Here is an 18,937-nt window from a genome sequence, read left to right on the forward strand (position 1 = left end):
CAGTCTATCGACCTGGCCCTATTCCCGCAATAGCCCCAATAGCCAAGCGCAGAGCGCTGCACTCTGCGCCCATTTCCTCCGTAATACCGGGGAGCACAATCCCTGCCCACTGCATGCATTGGAGGAAAGCGTGTGATGAATATCCTGCTCACCGGGGGAACCGGCTACATCGGCTCGCACACGGCGGTGGTATTGGCCCAGGCGGGGCACCAGATCGTGCTGCTGGACAACCTTAGCAATAGCGACATCAGCGTTTTGGCTCGCGTCAAGGCGCTAACACGAAGCCACATCGCGTTCGTCCACGGCGACGTACGCAACCAAGAGCTAGTCCACAAGGTACTGATGGATCACCACATCGACGCGGTCATCCACTTTGCCGGTGTCAAGGCAGTGGGGGAATCTGTCGAACAGCCATTGCGGTACTACGACATCAACGTGGGTGGAACGTTGTCACTGCTCAAAGCCATGCGCCATGCGCGTGTGTTTACGCTAGTTTTCAGCAGTAGCTCGACTGTCTACGGCAACCCGCAATACCTGCCCATTGACGAGGATCACCCCACGCGGTGTACCAACCCGTATGGACGCAGCAAACTGCACGTCGAGGAAATGCTGGCTGACCTGGCTGCCGCAGACCCGCATTGGCGCATCGCCCTGCTGCGCTACTTCAATCCGATCGGCGCGCACGACAGTGGCCTGATCGGCGAAGACCCCAACGACATCCCAAACAACCTCGTTCCCTACATCGCGCGCGTCGCCGCTGGCAAGCTCGAATGTTTGCGCGTCTTCGGCAACGACTACCCCACCCCGGATGGCACGGGAGTGCGCGATTACATCCACGTCGTCGATCTGGCCGAAGGCCACATGGCCGCGCTGCAAGCATTGGCGCGCACGAACCAGTCCCTGCACGTCTATAACCTGGGAACCGGACAAGGCTACAGCGTGCTCGAAGTCGTTCGCGCATTCGAACAAGCCAGTGGCAAGACGATTCCTTACCACATTGCCCCCCGCCGCGCCGGCGACATAGCCACGTGTTACGCCCAAGCTGCCCGTGCCGAAGCAGCACTGGGATGGAAAGCCCAGCGAACCCTGCAAGACATGTGCGCCAGCGCCTGGAAGTTCCAGGCCAGCCTGGTGCTGGAGTGAACCTAGCAGATTCCCATAGTGGGAACTACTGAGAGCTACTGCGGCTACTGAGGCCGTGCCGGGATTTCCCCCGTCGAAGGCACTGCGCTGCGCAGGCTGCGCAATTCGTCGAGCAAGCGTTGGCTCAAGGTTTCGACGGCAGCCAGTTCTGCAGTCACCTGGCCGCCCTGCTGCGCCGAAGCAATCTCCAGCAATTTTTGCGCTCGCTGGTGCAAAGTCTGGTGGAGGTTCTGCAAAGAACCAAACCCGGGGTGGTGGTCGAAGCGCTGCCGCGTCGCGGGCCGGTTCAGCCACTGCCCGAAGCGACAACCGTTGGGGTCAAGCTGCGGGGGAGATTGGGTACGTTGCTGCACCGCCGTGCGCAACTGCTTGCACCATGCGCGGTGCTCTACTTCAGCCAACAGACTAGGCACGTCCTGCGGGCCGACGGCACGGCTGTGCGTCCACATTTCCGGCGCCCTCCATGACGTGATCCATGGCTGCACACCGGAAGCCGGCATGGGCCGGGCAATCGCGTACCCCTGCCCGAATTCGCAGCCAAATTCGATGAGCGCACGCCCATGCAACAGGGTTTCCACCCCCTCGGCCAGCACGCGGCGGTCAAAGTTGCGCGCCAGCCCCAGCACGATATTGACGATCGTGGCGTGCTCGGCATCGTCGAGCATCCCGCGTACAAAGCTTTGGTCGATCTTCAGCGTGCGGGCCTGCAATTGTTTGAGGAAGGTCAATGACGAATACCCCGTGCCAAAGTCGTCCAGCGCGCATTCCACGCCCATATCGTGCAGCCGCGTGATCAGCGCCGAGACCAGGGCAATGTTTTCGAGGGCTCCCGTTTCCAGGATTTCGAGCTGAAGCTGGTGCGACTGCACGGTCGGGGACGCTCCAAGCTGGCGTTCCAGCCTTTGGGGAAAGTCGGGGTCCAACAACTGCTGCGCGTCGATGTTGACGCTGACGATGGTATGCATCCCCTGCGCATTCCATCTGGCTGTTTGCTCCAAAGCGGCTTCGATGACCCAGTCCCCCAGCTTGATCGCCAAGGGGTGCTTGTCCAGTAGAGGGATGAACGCCGCCGGGGCCAGCAAGCCGCGTTCCGGGTGCTGCCAACGGATCAGCGCCTCGAACCCCACGAGCCTGCCGCTCGTGAAATGCACCTTGGGCTGGTAATACAGAACGAATTGGTTCGCCGCCAATGCCTGACGAACCTCGTCGATGCGCAACAGGCGTTCGCGCTTGCTTTCGTCCTTGAGGGTGTCGAAGACATAGTGGCGGTTTTTTCCTGCCTGTTTGGCCAAATACATAGCCTGGTCTGCCCGGCGCAGCAATTGCTCCGCATCGTTGCGCTCGGTATGCGCAAGCACCGCCAGGCCGACGCTCGCAGTGATCGTCAGGGTCACTCCTTCCACGTCCAAGGGCTGCGCAACTGCCGCGAGCACACGTTCCACCGGCGCGGTATACGCCCCCACATGCGCCAGACGCGGGAGCATCACCGCAAATTCGTCGCCGCCGATATGTGCCAGGAAGCCTTCCTCCCCCACTGCCTTGCCCAGACGGCGGGCAATCTCGACGATGAGCCGGTTGGCCGCTTCCTCGCCAAAGTTGCGGTTGTGCGCAGCAAAGCCATCGAGATCGATATAGGCCACGGCGATGGGAAAGCGGCGCGGACAAAGCGCGATGGTTTCATCAAGCAGTTCAACGAACACTTTGCGGTTGGGTAGCCCAGTGAGTGCGTCATGGTGCGTGAGGTACGCAATACGCTCGTCATGGGTCTTGCGCTCGCTGATGTCGATGCTGATCCCCACAACCAGCACAGGCGCGCCCATTGCGTCGCGTTGCATCACGCGGCCTATGCTGCGGCACCACACCCAGTGGCCTTGGCAGTGGCGCAAGCGCATTTCCAGCTCGAACCGCTGCGTCTCTCCGCGCAGTTGCCGGGCCATCTGTTCCCGCTCCTTGTCGCGATCCTCCGGGTGGATCAGCGCCAGGTATTCGTCGTGGGAGACATCGCCGGGTGGCTCTGCCGGGTACCCGAGAATGGCTGCGGATCGGCCATCGAAACGCACCCTACCTTGTACCAAATCCCATTCCCAGGTTCCGGCCTGCGCCGCGTCGATGGCGTTTTGCAGACGCAGGCGCTCGGCATCCAAAGTTTGGGCAGCCTCGTGACGCTCCGTCACGTCCCTGCCAATCCCCAGCACCCCAACCAGTTTGCTCCCTGCACCCAGCAGGCGCACCTTGGTCGTATCAAACAGTACCCTTTTTGGCTCCACGCCATCGACCCATTCCTCATTCCGGAGCGGCTCGCTGCTTCCCAAGGCCGCTTCGTCATGGTTGCGAAACCATGCCACTTGGTGCGCGGGGTAAAAGTCTGCGTCCGTTTTTCCGATGACGCCTGCTTCATCTGTATGCAAAAACGATGCGTAGGCGCGGTTGCAAGAAAGATAAACCCCTTGAGGATCTTTGAGCCAGATCAGATCCGGGATGGTGTCGAGCAAGGTCCGCAGATGTGATTCGCTGTGCCGCAGCGCCTCCTCGGCCCGATGGCGTTCGGTGACGTCGGTGAAGATCGCCAACATGCTGGCCTTGTTCCCCAAGGTGACGGGAACGCGATCAATCCTGGCCAGAAAGGTGCTGCCGTCCTTGCGTAATACGGGGATGTCGAGCGCTGTGCGGTGTTCCACCGTGCGCATGCGCTCGAATTCACCGACAACCTGCGGCCAGAGTTCGTTGGGGTGGATGTCCAGCGGGCCAAGCTCCAGCAACTCTTCCAGCGGGTACCCCAACATCTGGCAAAACCAGCGGTTGGCAAACAGAAAACAGTTCGTTGCCGCATCCGCTGCCACCAGCCCGGTGGGGATGTTGTCAACCACCGTTCGCAGCACTTCTTCGACCGAGGGTTCCTCTCCCGTTCCATCACTCCCGACCAACAACCGCCAACGGTCTTCGCTGTTCTGCAGTGCCGATTCCGCACGCTGGCGGGCGAGCTTTTCATTCATCAGATCGATGGCCTGCGAGCACACCGTCTGGTACATGTGCAGCACAGTCTGGATCAACAGGCCCGTGGCGCCACGCATTTGCTCGTCGGCCAGCGCATGAGCCAGCTGCACGCTCAACCCCGCCCGCACGGCTTGCATGGCCAACGCCATGCGCTTATCGCTGTCGAGGATGTGGAACGCGAGCCAGCGGGTCAAATAGGAGAACAGCTCGTCAAGCACCGCTTGCAGCGGGCGATTGCGCGACCGAAGGTCATCGATGCGGGCAGCGAAGCTCTGATGGATCTCGACATGTTCCCGGAACCACTCGTCACCATCGAGTACTGTTTTCCAAATGCGTTCTTCGGTACGAAAGTGGTACGCCGCATAGTCGGCAAGCTCAGCGAGGATGGTGAGCAAATCCGAGGCACGCACCCCCAGCATGTGCTGCTGCGCAAGACGATTGAGCAATCCCACCAGGTTCTTGTGCTGCTCGTCGATTTCGGCAATCGACGTTTCCAGATGGGCCGTCCAGGGAAAGATCTCGAACATCGTATGCAACGCCGTCGTCAGAATCACTACCTAGCAAAATCCTACTAATCGAAACCCATTCACCGCCAATACTCCACCCCGTAAAACCTGCCAATCACCCACTTTCATGCTGCTTTCACGGCAAGTATCGCACCCCAGTGCCAACCCCAAATCGTGGGCTATACTGGTTTTCGCCCCCCCTCGATACCCTCGTTTTGGGGGGTTTTTCTTTGCATTTTCGGTATATTTTTCTTGTACTTTTCTTGGGAGCAACTCATGGATAAGCGTGGTTTCATCAAAGTGGTATCCGTCGCAATGCTGGGGGCAGGGTTGTGGTTCGCTGCCGTTGCACCGTCCGTGGCAGCGACGACTCCCCCTACCCTCAAAGGTGTGACGGTCGTAGGCCCTGCGGAAGTGAAGAAGATTCAAGATGCTGGTGGCGCGATCATCGATACCCGCGTGACGGTCGAGTTCACCGAAAAAACCATCAAGGGCGCCAAAGGGGTGTTTTACCGCGAGAAAAGCCCCAAGGACGTGAACTTCGATGCCAGCATCGATTCCTTCGACCTCGGCAAACTCCCCGCCGACAAGTCTGTGCCAGTCGTCTTCTTCTGCAACGGAGCGGAATGCTGGAAGAGCTACAAGGCTGCCGTCCTCGCGCTCAAGGCTGGGCACACCAAGGTCTACTGGTTCCGTGATGGCTTACCGGCTTGGATCAAAGCCGGGTTGCCCACCCAATAAGTTTTCCACGATCGCACCTTCGCCCATTGCCTCGCGCAGTCTCGCAGTACGGCGGGATTGCGTGAGGAGGTTTTGCTAGACGCCGGGGTTGGTGCATCCCCCGTGAATGCTCGTTCCCCATCCCGGAGTTCTCCGCCATGTCCAGCGATATGTCCATACGCAGCCGCCTGGGGCTGCTATCTGCCCTCAGCGTTCTCGGGGTGATCTTTCTGCTCGGGGTAGTCGTCGTTTCCAACCGTATCGCCCATTCGGCCCTCGCCCACGTATATGAGGCTCGCACCGTGACGTTGGTGCGCATGCAGCAGCTCGATGGTTTGTTACAGGAAATTCGTTTTCGTACTGCGGGAGTGTTGCTTGATCAGCTTCCCATGCATGGGTCACTCTTGCACCTCAAGAGTTCCCGTATCCGCATCAATACTCTGTGGGACGAATTGCAACCCGCTTTCCAATCCTTGCACGACATTGAAGAACTAGCGGAACCCATCAAATCATTGCAGTCGAATTGGTCCAAAGTCAGCTCCGTGCTCACGCAAATAGAGCAGGCATACGGCACAGATGCCAAAGAGCCGCTGGTCGTCGTCTTGGAAGAGGTATGGCCTACGCTCCACAAGGGGGTGGTGCAGCCCTTGGAAACTGCCATCCCCCTCGTACAGGAACAGGCCAAACAAGCATATTTGGAGGCCGATGCCAAAAGTCGGAAGTGGCTGCTGATTGGCATGGCATGCGGCCTGGTCTGCCTGACTGCGCTGGTTTTTGCAGCGTTTATGACTGGGCGTGCCATCTTCATTCCCATCCAACGCGCAGAAGTCTCGATGCACGACATGGCTGCGGGGAATCTGACTGTTCCCGTCACTACCAATTCGAATGATGAGCTTGGTCGCATCCTGGTGTGCCTGGAAGGGTTGCGCCACAGTTGGGTGCAGGTGGTCACCGGAGTTCGTGGCAGTGCGGAAAACGTCGCTACCGCCAGCGCGGAAATCGCACAAGGGAACCTGGATCTTTCCAACCGCACGGAAAGCCAGGCTTCTGCGCTGCAAGAGACTGCGTCAAGCATGGACGAGCTGAATTCCGCCGTGCAGCACAACGCAGACAACGCTCGACAAGCCAACCAACTGGCGATGAACGCCAGCGCAATCGCCGCGCAAGGGGGCATGGTCGTCTCCCAGGTCGTCGACACGATGCGAGGCATCAACGACTCTTCCCGCAAGATCAACGACATCATCAGCGTCATCGACGGCATTGCTTTCCAAACCAACATCCTCGCGCTCAACGCTGCTGTGGAAGCAGCACGTGCCGGGGAACAAGGGCGAGGTTTCGCCGTAGTGGCCTCCGAAGTGCGTTCGCTTGCAGGGCGCAGCGCGGAAGCAGCCAAGGAAATCAAATCGCTCATCAATGCCAGCGTCGAGCAGGTGGAACGAGGCTCCGATCTTGTCGATCAAGCTGGCGCGACGATGGAAGAAGTGGTATCGGCTATCAAGCGCGTCACCGACATCATGGGCGAAATCAGCTCCGCGAGTTCTGAACAAAGCCACGGCGTTCTCCAAGTAAGCCAAGCCATCTCGCACATGGATGAAGTGACCCAGCAAAACGCCGCACTCGTCGAGGAAATGGCCGCAGCGGCCAGCAGCCTCAACAGCCAAGCCCAAGAGTTGGTACAGGCCGTTGCCATGTTCAAGCTTGGGGTTTCCGACCGCAACGCCATGCACGACTGGATGCCCCCTCCCCGTCATCGTCAGCGTGCTAACACGCCACCGCTGCGTTCGAGCCAGTCCCACTCTTTCGCTGGCAACGAGCGTCGCGCCGAACCTGCTTCGGCCGCTCCCACCTCTGGCGCAACCAAACCCCAAGCCGCCGCAAGGGTGCCCGCCGCCGCAAAACCAGAACCGCAACCCGAAGCCGCCGCCAGCGAGGATTGGGAAACCTTCTAACCCAATACATCCGGTGCAACAACGCGGCGTAGCTATTGCGGTATAGGACCAGTAACAGTCTCGATACCGCGCCCCAAGAAGAACCTTGGTTGTTCTGACCCCGGGTTACTGAGACGCCAGGTTCCTGGGTTCGGCGGCCGGTTCAATCCCCCAGTTTGCTTTCCACGACTTGGAAAGCGCAGGGTGTTTTTTGCCACGCCAGGGTTTCTTCCCGCAGCAAGTGTGCGGATTGTGGGAAACGGCGTGCCCAGTCGCTATGGACATGCAGCAGGTGGCCATTGCGCCGTTGGGGGTCACGAACCAGGCAAACGCCCTGCACATCGGGGTCGTGCCGTGCGTGGCACAGGGCCACGGCAAGCCGCAAGGCTAACAATTCCCGCACGAGTGGCTCGTCCTCGAAGTCGATATTCAGCTTGCGCAGCTTGCCCCGGTGTCCCAACACCAGCAACCCCAGGCGGTGCTGCTGTGCCTGGGTAAAGCCCATGGCGTCCGCGTTTTCCAAGATGTACGCGCCGTGCTTGTGGGCATCCGTATGCGAGATATGGCAGCCGATCTCGTGCAGCCTGCACGCCCAGCGCAGTTCGCGCGCTCCCGGCGTATCGTCCCGCTCTGGCGCCCCCGGAGCGCAAAGTTGGCCGTAGAGCAATGCAGCCACCCGGGCCACCCGCTCCCCGTGAACAGGGTCGGCGCAAAATTTCTCGACCAGCCGATCGACGGTGTGCGCTTGCACATCGGTGTGCTGGCTATCCCGGTTCATCAGATCCGCCAAAAGGCCATGGCGCAACCCGCCCGATGCCTGGCGCAGGGTCTGTATGCCCAGCAGATCGAAAAGCGCCCGCAGGATGCTCACGCCCCCGCCGATGATGGCCTTGCGGTCTTCCTTGATGCCCTCCATGGCCAAGTTTTCTGCGTTCCCGGCAGCAATAAGCTGCGCCTGCAACCATGCCAAACCCTCCATGCACACTTCCCCCGGCGCATAGCCCGCTGCAACCAGCGCATCCCCAACGGCATTGACTGTCCCCGCCGAACCATACGCCTTATCCCACAAACCACTGCCGCAATGCACCAGCGCTTCGTCGATCACGGCTTTGGCAGCAATCTGCGCGACATCGAAGGCCTGGGCCGACCACACCCCTTGCCCAAAAAACCGCTGCGACCAGGAAATGCTCCCTAGCCGGTACGACTCCATGAACCCCGGCCGCAACCCCTGCCCCAGGATGACTTCGGTCGATCTTCCACCGATGTCGATGACCAGCCTTCGCTCCTCTGGCGTGGGAGGAATGGCCTGCGCCACTCCGGCGTAGATCAGCCTTGCCTCTTCCCTGCCGGAGATCAAGTCGATCGGGTATCCCAGCAGCTCGGTGGCGCGAACCAAGAATTCATCGCGATTCTTCGCCTCCCGCACGGTTTGCGTGGCCACGGCACGCACGTTCTCTTTGGGAAAGCCCTGGATTCGCTTGCCAAAGGCTGCGACGCAATCCCAGGCTTTTTGCAGCGCTTCCGGTTGGAGGTTCCGCGCTGCATCCAACCCCCCACCCAGGCGGATCGTCTCCTTGCGGTACTCGGTTCGCACATAGCGGCCGTTGTCCGCCGTGCCGATCTCCAACCGAAAGCTGTTAGACCCCAAATCGATAGCAGCCCATAGCGTCGCATTCTTCATGGCTCCCCCTATCAACAAAGCCAGGACGTACGCAAAATCGTCCCAGCGATGCATACCCTCGCAGACAGTACCAAGCAGTACGGCAAGTGGGTGGAACGACGCTGGGGCGATGTAGCGTAAGTCCAAAAGTTTTGGATCGTACCTTTGTCGACGCTGGCCCCCGCATACCCCCGGCGTACAAGCAGGGGCATCTTTTTCGGCACATTGCCCACTCCGATAAAGCGAAAAAAACCCTGAAGTCCCGTTCCATTTCGCCGATGAATCATGTAACCCTATTTCCAGCATGCACGCTGACGGGTTTCATCCACAAGGGGATCGGCAATGAAGATCATGCAATCCAACATCAGCTTGTACGGAGAGCACACTCAGGCTTCCCATCGCACCCAGCAAACCTCCTTGCGGATATCGTCAGGCAACGAACAGCCCGCAACTAGAGCGAACCCTGCGGGGGTGACGTTCTCCCTATCGCGGGCTGCCCAGGATGCGCTTGCCCGGTCGATGGCATCCTCAGCCTCAGAGAACGCCAAAGGCGTCTCTTCTTCGGATTCTTCGCCCCTGGAACCGAAGATGCGCCTTCTGGCGAACATGATCGAAGCCCTCACGGGCCAGCCCGTGCGCGTCTTCCAGGCACACGCGGCGTCCCGCGAGGATGCCCGGGTGTCGATACGCCAGTCGATGCAATCCTCTTCCGTCGATATGGAATTGGCCACCTACGAGCGCGTGGCCGAAATGGAATCGACCCGTTTCCGCGCAGAAGGAGTCATCCAGACTGCGGACGGGCAGGCATTTGCCTTCGACGTCGAGCTGGAAATGCACCGCGCATACGTCCAAGAAAGCTACCAGTCCACACGGATTGGGACGCAGCAAGCCGCTGCCCCCCTCACCGATCCGCTGCTCCTGCAATTCGACGGTACCGGCGTGGAATTGCAAGACATGCAGTTTTCGTTCGACCTGAACGTCGATGGCACCCTCGACAGCATTGCCATGCCCGCCACGGGCAGCGGGTTCCTGGCACTGGATCGCAATGGGAATGGCGCCATCGACGACGGCAGCGAGCTTTTTGGCCCCCGCAGCGGAGACGGCTTTGCAGACCTGGCAGAGCACGACCAAGACGGCAATGGCTGGATCGACGAAAACGATCCCGTCTTCTCGCAATTGCGTGTGTGGACGGCCGATGCCCAGGGCGCACAAACGCTGTCCACGCTCGAACAATCCGGCGTGGGAGCGCTCTATCTAGGGCGGGTACAAACCCCCTTCTCCGTACAGACTGACGACCACCGCACGCTGGGGCAGGTACGCAGCTCGGGAGTCTTCCTGACTGAAGCCGGGGACGTCAAAACCATGCACCAGGTCGATCTCTGAGCGCATGTTCCCAAGGTGCGCCTCATGGACTATCTGGGTTCAACCCGGCATGAGCCGACGTGATCGGGCGATCGACATCAGGATCCCCAGACATACGCCCAGGGTAACCATCGCCGTGCCCCCATAGCTCAAAAAGGGCAACGGAATACCGACGACGGGAAGGATGCCGCTGACCATGCCCAGATTGACGAAGGCATAACAAAAAATGATGACCGCAATGGCCCCACCAAGAAGCCGGGCAAACATCGTGGGTGCATCGACCGCAATCGCCAGGGCACGCAATACCAGCGACACATAGAGCGCCACCAGCACCAGCACTCCCAGCAATCCGAATTCTTCAGCGTAGGCGGCAAAAACGAAGTCGGTCGTCCGCTCCGGGATGAACTCCAGGTGTGTCTGCGTCCCTTTCATGAATCCCTTGCCCCACACCCCACCAGAGCCAATGGCGATCATTCCCTGGATGATGTGAAACCCCTTGCCAAGGGGGTCTTTCCATGGGTCGAGCAAAGTACACACTCGCTGCTGCTGGTAGTCATACAACACGGGCCAGCGCACGCCCTGCGCGCACAGTTCCGGTTCCCACACGATCAGCAGCAAAATGCCCACACCGCCCAGGATCAGGGGGGGCAGTACCAAGGTCCAGCTCAACCCGGCAAAGTACATCACCGCCATGCCCGCAGTCAGTACGAGCAGCGCCGTACCCAAATCCGGCTGATGCATGATCAGCCCGACCGGAATCGACAGCATGGCAAAAGCCACCAGAAAGTCCGCAGCGCGGAGCTGGCCTTCGCGCTTCTGAAACCACCATGCCAGCACGAGCGGAACGGCGATTTTGAGCACCTCGCTGGGCTGAATCGTGATGCCCACATCAAGCCAGCGCTGCGCCCCCTTGCGCGCCACGCCAAAGAGCGCCACGGCTACCAGCAAGCACACACCCACGACGTAGACAGGAACGGCCAGCTCCATCCATCTCTGGGGCGGAATGTGCATCACCACCAGCAGGACAGCCAAAGCAATGAGCATGTTGCGGGCGTGATCGACGAAACGGGTGCCATGGTCATGACCGGAGGAATACATCACCAGCAACCCCAGACCAGCCAACCCCACCGCCGCAATAGCCAACGGGACATCGAACCCCTGCACCCAACGGAACAGGCGGTGCATCAACGTGGGGTTGGACAGCGCAGTAGCCACGGGAAAATTATCCCAAAGCAGCTTGGGTGGTCACCGACCCCCCGGACATCGATTCCCTCCGTGAACTGATGGATCAGTTCAACCCAGATAGTCCACTAGGGTTTGCAGGGCAGGTGGATGCAGTGGCGAGGCAGTTTTGGCCTGACTGAGGCGTTCATAGCTTGAGCTATGAACAACGAAGAAGGGCAAAAATGGCCGCCAATGCGCCGCCTGCACGGAAACAGCACCGAAGGTGCGCCTAGTGGACTATCTGGGTTCAAGGTGGAATCGCGGTTGATACACTCAAAATTCTTCTCTCTTTCCCCTCTTTCCCCTCTTTCCCCTCTTCCCCCTCTGCCCACGGTAGCCGTTGGGCAGTGTCTGCGGTATCTCCTCCCCTGCGTTTTCGTGTTCTGGCGTACTTTGTCTCCCCTGTGGCCCCGGATTCGTATTTTTGGCTTGGCCCTTGGGATCTGGCTGCTGGGAACGTCTGCGTCCGTACTGACGGCCATCAGCGTCGAACACCGGCTGATGCGGACTGCGGAAGACCAGTTCCATCGCATCGCCGACAGCGTCCGGCACGAAGTCATTCTCCGACTTCAACGCCCGCTATATCTGCTGAGCACGACGCGTACCCACGTTCTCCACTCACCGGACTTCCATCGGCTGCAATTTGCGCAATACGCATCCGCCCAGGATTTCGTTTTTCTTTTTGCGGGGATTCGTGGCATCGGATGGATAGAGAGGGTTCCCCGCGATGCCTTGCCACAGTGGCTCGAACAAGAACGAGCCGATCAAGCACCCGACCTACAGATCCATGATTTGGGCATCACTGACGATGACCCTCTCTACCTCATCAAGTACTACGAGCCTAACGGTCGTAACACAGGCGGGTTGGGTGTGGATGTGGGTTCCGAAGCCCACCGTCGTCATGCCATCGAGTCGGCCATCGACCGGGGTACGCCGACGTTGACTGCTCCAGTACATCTGCTTCGCGATCATTTCCACTCGATCGGTACGGTGCTGTACCTCCCGGTATACCGGTCTGGAGCGTGGACCCATTCCCCCGCTACGCGCCGCACCGCGCTGCTGGGCGTGCTGTACGCACCTCTCTCGCTGCATGAATTGCTCAGCGGGGTTGACCTCATGACCTCCGAATACCTTGGGTTGAGTTTGTACGACGACGCTCCCGCGCAAGGACGGCCCAAGCTGCTATTCCAGAACATGACTCCCGCCGGGCAACAGTTCCAATCCACCCTGCCCATCGAAATCTACGGGCGATCCTTGTCGCTGATCGTCACCAGTAGTTCCAGCTACACGCATGCAATGGCCAATCCGTTGGCGTGGTTGATTGGTCTGGGTGGTTCGTTCACCAGCACATTGCTGGCGCTGTTGCTCTGGTTGCAAGTCAACAAACGCCGTAGAGCGGAACTGTTGGCACAGAGCATGACGCAGGATTTGCAACGGCTGGCCCTCGTCGCGCAAAACACCTCCAACGCCGTCATCATTACCGACCTCAAACGGCGCATCACTTGGGTCAATCCTGGTTTCGAACGGCTTAGCGGATACACCGCCGAAGAAGTCGTGGGCAGGTCGCCCAGCCTGCTCCAGTGCAGGAATACAGATCCGGCGACGATCCGACAAATGCGCGAGGCGCTCAACGCAGGCAGAGGATTCCAGGGTGAACTTCTCAATCGGCGCAGAGACGGCAAGGAATACTGGCTATCGATGGATATCCAGCCGATCCACGATTCCCAGGGCAGCGTGACTGGCTTTCTGGCCGTCGAATCCGACATCACCGAGCGCAAGCAGCAGCAAAGCAGACTGGAGTCTGCCATGCGGGAAAACGATGCGCTCATGAGCACGCTCGACCTGTTCGGCATCGTCTCGACCACCGACGAGCATGGGTGCATCACCAGCGTCAACGATGCGTTTTGTCACATCAGCGGATACAGCCGCGAAGAGCTTATCGGGCACAACCACAAGATCCTCCACTCCGGCATACATCCCAGCTCGTTCTGGGACGACATGTGGACATGCATCCGCAGCGGCTACCCGTGGAGGGGCGAAGTCTGCAACAGGGCCAAGGATCTAAGCCTATTCTGGGTCGACACCTTCATTGCGTCCTTCATTGGCGACGATGGCAAACCCGCCAAGTTTGTAGGCATCCGCATCGACATCACTGCACGCAAGCTGGCCGAACAGTCCCTGCACTGGAACCAGTCCCTGCTGCGGATGATGTCCGAGTCTTCTCCCCTCGGGTTTCTCGTCGTCGATGGCCGTACCGACAAGGTGTTGTATTCCAACCGGCGGTTTTACGAAATCTGGGGCATTTCCGCACTGTCTGGCGACGTGGACGCAGGGCGCATGGGGTTCGCGGCATTGCGCGCTACCTGTCAACCCATGTTGTCCAACGATTGCGTGGACTGCGGCCCGGACAACGAACTGCTCGACCCCGAAAACCGTAGCACGGTCGAAGGCGAGCTTGCTTTTGTCGGCAAGCGCACAGTACGCTGGTTTTCCACGCAAATCCGGGACGAAAAAGACCACTACTTCGGCCGGTTCTATCTCTTCGAGGAAATCACCGAGCGCCGCCGCAGCGAAGCGTTGGCGCAGCAATACGCAGACTTGCTGGCCGGGTCGATTGATGCACTCGACGACGCCTTTGCGCTGTACGACGACCAAGACACGCTCGTCATCTGCAACCAGCGATACCGGGATGTATACCCGCTCTGCACCGATGTCATCCAGCCGGGGCACAGCTTTGAGTCTGTGTTACGGGTCGGGATCGAACGGGGCCAATTCCAACTGGATACACCAGATGCAGAGCAATGGCTTGCGGAGCGGTTGGCTTTGCACCGGAAATCGTCTTCCCGCTTCAACCAGCGGCTCAACGATGGGCGCACGCTGCGGATCGTCGAACGCCGCATGCCCAATGGATACACAGTGGGGTTCCGTGTCGATATCACCGACCTGGTTGCCGCCACCGAAGCTGCCCAAGAGGCCTCGCGATCCAAGAGCCAGTTCCTGGCCAATATGAGCCACGAGATTCGCACCCCCATGAATGCGGTGCTCGGCATGCTTACGTTGCTGCGCAAGACGGAGCTAAGCCCCCAACAGGCGGATTACGCCAGCAAGAGTGAAAGCGCGGCGCAATCGCTGTTGGCGCTCATCAACGACATCCTTGACCTTTCCAAGGCTGAGGCAGGCAAGATGACGCTCGACCCCCATCCGTTCCATCTAGCGCAACTGGTGTCGGATCTGCGGGTCATCGTCGATGCCTACATCGGCAATCGCCCCGTGCAATATGAACCCGACATCGACCCCGCGCTGCCTGCGATGCTGACCGGTGACTCCATGCGCATCAAACAGGTGTTGGTCAACCTCTGCGGCAACGCCGTCAAGTTCACCCCCAAAGGGCGCGTCACCTTGTCAATCCGCGCAGTACACCATACCCCCGACGCCGTGCATGTGCAGTTCTCGGTGCAAGACGAAGGCATTGGCATCGCCCCGGAGAACCAGGCACGCATCTTCAGCGGGTTCACGCAAGCGGAATCTTCTACCAGCCGCCGCTACGGCGGAACCGGCCTGGGTTTGGCAATCAGCCAGCGGTTGATTGCATTGATGGGCGGCAAGCTCGAATTGCAAAGCGAACTAGGCAGCGGAAGCCAGTTTCACTTCACCGTTCCTCTCCAGACCGTTGCGTTCGACGCCATGCCCCAGCCTTCGACGCAGACGGCGAGCGATGCCCCAGGCTCCCGGCTACAGGGCATGCGCATTCTGGTTGCCGAAGATAACGCGGTCAATCGCCAGATCGCCCAAGAATTGCTCCGTGGAGAAGGCGCTCTCGTCACCTTGACAGAAGACGGTCAAGAAGCAGTCGATGCCGTATTGGCCAGCGAAACGCCCTTCGACGTGGTGTTAATGGACATGCAGATGCCCGTGATGGATGGCCTCACCGCCACCCGCGTACTGCGCGAATACCGCGATGCCGATACCCTGCCCATCGTCGCGATGACCGCCAACGCCATGGATTCCGACCGCACCGCGTGCCTCGAAGCGGGGATGAACGAACACGTCGGCAAGCCCTTCCACATCAACGGGCTGGTACAGATGCTACGGAAGGTGACTGGGCGCGCTGCGTAATGACGTAATGGCCGCTCTACGGAGGACCGGCAGCCCGGGCTACGCTGCTTGGAGCGTGACGCGAACGAACTTGCGCTTCCCAACCTGTAGCACGTAGGTTCCGGTTCCAAGCCGCAGCGCTTTGTCCGACACCGCGCAGCCATCCACGCGCACCCCCCCTGCGTCGATCAACCTGTTGGCCTCGCCGATCGACGCAGTCAGCCCCACGCGCTTGCACAACGCCCCAATGCCGGTGGCGTGCTCCCCGGCTTCGAGGGGGATATCCACCTCCCGGATGTCGTGGGGGATGCCTCCGGCGCTACGCAAAGCAAAGTCTTCCTCCGCAGCACGCGCAGCGGCAGCGCCGTGAAAACGCGCCGTAATCTCGCGCGCCAGGGCAACTTTCGCCTCCTTGGGGTTGCGCCCTTCCTCCACTTCGCGCTGCAGCGCGGCAATGCGCGATGCCGACTCGAAACTCAACAAGGGGTACCAACGCCACATCAGTGCATCGGAAATGCTGAGCACCTTGGCATACATCGTGTTGGCGTCCTCACACACGGCGATGTAGTTCCCCTTGCTCTTGGACATTTTGTCGACCCCATCCAAGCCTTCAAGCAACGGCATCGTCAGGATGCACTGCGGCTCCTGCCCACACTCTGCCTGCAAATGTCGGCCCATGAGCAAATTGAATTGCTGGTCGGTTCCCCCGACTTCGAGGTCGCTGCGCAAAACCACGGAATCGTGCCCCTGCATCAATGGGTAGAGAAACTCGTGCAGCCCAATCGGCAAGCCAGCGCGAAAACGGTCATGGAAATCATTGCGCTCCATCATCCGCGCCACCGTGTACCGCGCAGCCAACTGCACCAAGCCCCGCGCTCCCATCGCGTCGAACCACTCGCTGTTGTAGCGAATCTCCGTCCGCTGCGCATCAAGCACTAGGGATGCCTGGCGGAAATAGGTCTGTGCATTGGCTTCGATCTGCTCGCGGGAAAGGGAAGGCCGCATGCTGTTTCTGCCGGTCGGGTCGCCGATCAGGGTCGTGAAATCACCAATCAGCAGCACGATGGTATGACCCAAATCCTGCAATTGCCGCATCTTGTTGAGTACAACGGTGTGCCCGAGGTGGATGTCCGGGGCTGTCGGGTCCAGCCCCAGCTTGATGCGCAACGGGGTGCGCGTAGCCTCGGAACGCGCCAATTTGGCAGCCCATTCCTGCTCGGAGACCAGCGATTCGCAGCCTCGCAAAGTCAAGGCCAACGCTTCGCGAACGCGCTCACTGACGACGGGATTGGCACTCATAACAAAGGGGGGAGAAAGAAAACGAATAGGCCGATTGCCATGCAACGACCACGACACTTTCGGCAACCCCGAAAAAAGAACTGGGGAGCGAAGGAAAAACCGTCCGACAAGAATGGACCGCTTTACACCGCTATACACACCGCTTTAGGCCGCAATACACAGCTATAGCCTGCTACATGCGACTATTGGCTGCTATTTGCCGCTATTTGCTGCTATGGGCTGCTGTATTGGCGACGAAAGGCGGCGATAAGCCAGCTATACGACCGCTATACTTACAGCATTGGTTTGAAAGCCGCGCCGAACTGGAATCCGCAAGATTCTAGGTTTTCGTCCAGCCAATGTCGTGGGTGTTGCGCCCCGGCTTCTGCGGCACATTCCCCACGCCTCTCGTACCTTCCGCAAGCGCTCCAGCATGCTTGGATTGCCTTGTGCCATGGACTAACGGGGTGCGTCTTGCCCCGGGTCGGCCCCTGCGTCGTACCGGTTCTTTTCCCAACGTCTCGTGGACTGCGCAGTGATCGAACCCCGTACTTCCCCCCGCTTCCGCCCCGTTGCTCTCCCTGCCTCTTCGTTGTCTCCCTACTCATTGCGCACTGCCCCCACACCCCCTCTTTTTTCCTCGCTGCTGTCTTCGCTACTGTCCTCACTATTTACGCGGCCGACCAGGCAAGTTCTCTCTTTGCTGGCCGCAGTGTGGCTCACGGGCGCTGGCGCTGCGTTGGCTGTGGTGTCCCTCGCCCCGGATGCTGCCGATCTTCCCGTTCGTGACGTGCTGGAATCCGTTGCGAACCTGACCCAGATTGGCAGCAATGCAGACGAGGAAGCAGGTGCCGCAGAACCCGCCCCACTGCTGCTGTATCGCTCGGACACCACGCGCCACAACGATACGGCGGATACCTTATTGCGACGCATGGGGGTCGATGACCCCGCCGCTGCCGCCTTCCTGCGCAATGACCCCACGGCCCGCCAGATTCTGGGGCGTAGCGGAAAGTTCGTCAGCACGGAATCGCTGCCCAACCGGCAGATGCATCGCCTCGTGGCGCGCTGGGCTGCGGAAGAACCCTCCTTGGACAAACCCTCTCCATTTCTCCGCCTCGTCGTCGAGCGCACGGATTCCGGCTTTCGCTCCTTGTTGGAAAGCGCAACGTTGGAACGTTCGACCCGGCTGGCCAGCGCGACGATCCGCAGCTCGCTATTTGCCGCCGCCGACGCAGCATCCGTACCGGACAGCATCGCTTTGGAATTGGCGGAAATTTTTTCCGGCGACATCGACTTCCATCGCGCCCTGCGCAAGGGAGACCGTTTTTCCGTCGTATACGAAACCCTGGAAGCAGACGGAGAAGTGCTGCGCACCGGCAAGGTTCTGGCCGCAGAGTTCGTCAACCGTGGCAAGACCTACCGGGCGATGTGGTTCGCTGGATCGCAAGGAACCGGCGCCTACTTCACCCCCGAAGGGCTAAGCCTGCGCAAGCCTTTCCTGGCGTCCCCCGTGGCGTTTTCCCGCATCACCAGCGGGTTTTCGATGCGTCTGCATCCCATCCTCGGAACGATGCGGCATCACCGTGGCATCGACTACGCTGCGCCCACCGGCACCCCCATCCGCTCGGTGGGAGACGGCGTCGTGACCTTCACGGGTCGGCAGGGAGGCTATGGCAATGTCGTCTTCGTTCAACACGATGCCAAAAACTCGACGGTGTACGGGCACCTGAGCCGTATCGATGTCCGTAAGGGGCAAACCATCACCCAAGGGCAACGCATCGGCGCAGTGGGATCCACTGGCTGGGCAACCGGCCCGCATCTGCACTTCGAGTTCCGCGTATCCGGCGTCCACATCGACCCCCTGACCATCGCACGCCAAGCTGCCTCCCCATCCTTGCCGACTGCGATGCGTCCTTCTTTCGAACGCATCGCCACCCAGATGCGCCAGCACCTCGCTGCTGCGCGGCAAATCGAACCCACCAGCATGCAATGATCCGGCAGCCGTCCAGGTAGCCGCGCTCTCCTAG

General features: G+C 60.0%; 11 protein-coding genes. 6 read left to right on the forward strand and 5 right to left on the reverse strand.

Annotated elements, in window-relative coordinates:
• Nucleotides 1-135: 135 nt before the first annotated feature.
• A complete protein-coding gene (gene galE, locus CENROD_RS03770) occupies nucleotides 136-1,143 on the forward strand; it encodes a UDP-glucose 4-epimerase GalE (RefSeq protein ID WP_022771774.1) in 1,008 nt (335 codons plus the stop codon).
• A gap of 44 nt (nucleotides 1,144-1,187) precedes the next feature.
• On the opposite strand, the gene CENROD_RS12385 is transcribed toward galE, so the two are convergent.
• Nucleotides 1,188-4,691 (reverse strand): EAL domain-containing protein, encoded by a 3,504-nt coding sequence (locus CENROD_RS12385; protein ID WP_022771775.1) that lies wholly within the window; start codon nucleotides 4,689-4,691, stop codon nucleotides 1,188-1,190.
• Nucleotides 4,692-4,919: 228 nt separating this feature from the next.
• Between CENROD_RS12385 and CENROD_RS03780 the strand changes: the two genes are divergently transcribed.
• Both CENROD_RS03780 and CENROD_RS14475 read left to right on the forward strand, forming a co-directional pair.
• A complete protein-coding gene (locus CENROD_RS03780; RefSeq protein WP_022771776.1) occupies nucleotides 4,920-5,384 on the forward strand; it encodes a rhodanese-like domain-containing protein in 465 nt (154 codons plus the stop codon).
• A gap of 137 nt (nucleotides 5,385-5,521) precedes the next feature.
• Nucleotides 5,522-7,312, forward strand: coding sequence for a methyl-accepting chemotaxis protein (locus CENROD_RS14475; RefSeq protein WP_022771777.1), 1,791 nt, complete (start codon nucleotides 5,522-5,524; stop codon nucleotides 7,310-7,312).
• 142 nt (nucleotides 7,313-7,454) lie between these two features.
• On the opposite strand, the gene CENROD_RS03790 is transcribed toward CENROD_RS14475, so the two are convergent.
• Complete coding sequence (locus CENROD_RS03790; protein WP_022771778.1) at nucleotides 7,455-8,972, reverse strand: Ppx/GppA phosphatase family protein; 1,518 nt, start codon at nucleotides 8,970-8,972, stop codon at nucleotides 7,455-7,457.
• Nucleotides 8,973-9,337: 365 nt separating this feature from the next.
• Complete coding sequence (locus tag CENROD_RS13495; RefSeq protein WP_151194577.1) at nucleotides 9,338-9,559, reverse strand: hypothetical protein; 222 nt, start codon at nucleotides 9,557-9,559, stop codon at nucleotides 9,338-9,340.
• Here CENROD_RS13495 and CENROD_RS03795 point away from each other — a divergent pair.
• The gene (locus tag CENROD_RS03795) at nucleotides 9,558-10,334 is read left to right on the forward strand and encodes a hypothetical protein (RefSeq protein ID WP_151194578.1); all 777 of its coding nucleotides are present in this window, start codon (nucleotides 9,558-9,560) and stop codon (nucleotides 10,332-10,334) included. The two genes, CENROD_RS13495 and CENROD_RS03795, sit on opposite strands and share 2 nt — an antisense overlap.
• Nucleotides 10,335-10,373: 39 nt before the next feature.
• Here the strand turns inward: CENROD_RS03795 and rodA are convergent, their stop codons facing one another.
• A complete protein-coding gene (rodA, locus tag CENROD_RS03800) occupies nucleotides 10,374-11,528 on the reverse strand; it encodes a rod shape-determining protein RodA (protein ID WP_022771781.1) in 1,155 nt (384 codons plus the stop codon).
• A 438-nt stretch (nucleotides 11,529-11,966) separates the two neighbouring features.
• On the opposite strand from rodA, the gene CENROD_RS12390 reads away from it, so the two are divergent.
• Entirely contained in the window at nucleotides 11,967-15,653 is a 3,687-nt protein-coding gene (locus tag CENROD_RS12390; protein WP_187292331.1) for a PAS domain S-box protein, read from the forward strand.
• 39 nt (nucleotides 15,654-15,692) lie between these two features.
• Here CENROD_RS12390 and tyrS read toward each other — a convergent pair whose 3' ends face one another.
• Nucleotides 15,693-16,931 carry a tyrosine--tRNA ligase gene (gene tyrS, locus CENROD_RS03810; RefSeq protein ID WP_022771783.1) on the reverse strand — a complete coding sequence of 413 codons (1,239 nt, stop codon included), beginning with the start codon at nucleotides 16,929-16,931 and terminating at the stop codon, nucleotides 15,693-15,695.
• Between the two features lie 571 nt (nucleotides 16,932-17,502).
• Between tyrS and CENROD_RS03815 the strand changes: the two genes are divergently transcribed.
• On the forward strand, nucleotides 17,503-18,903 hold the full coding sequence (locus CENROD_RS03815) for a peptidoglycan DD-metalloendopeptidase family protein (protein ID WP_081699920.1): 1,401 nt from the start codon (nucleotides 17,503-17,505) through the stop codon (nucleotides 18,901-18,903).
• Nucleotides 18,904-18,937 lie beyond the last annotated feature (34 nt).

The organism is Candidatus Symbiobacter mobilis CR (genome assembly GCF_000477435.1).
GTDB classification, from domain to species: domain Bacteria; phylum Pseudomonadota; class Gammaproteobacteria; order Burkholderiales; family Burkholderiaceae_C; genus Rhodoferax; species Rhodoferax mobilis.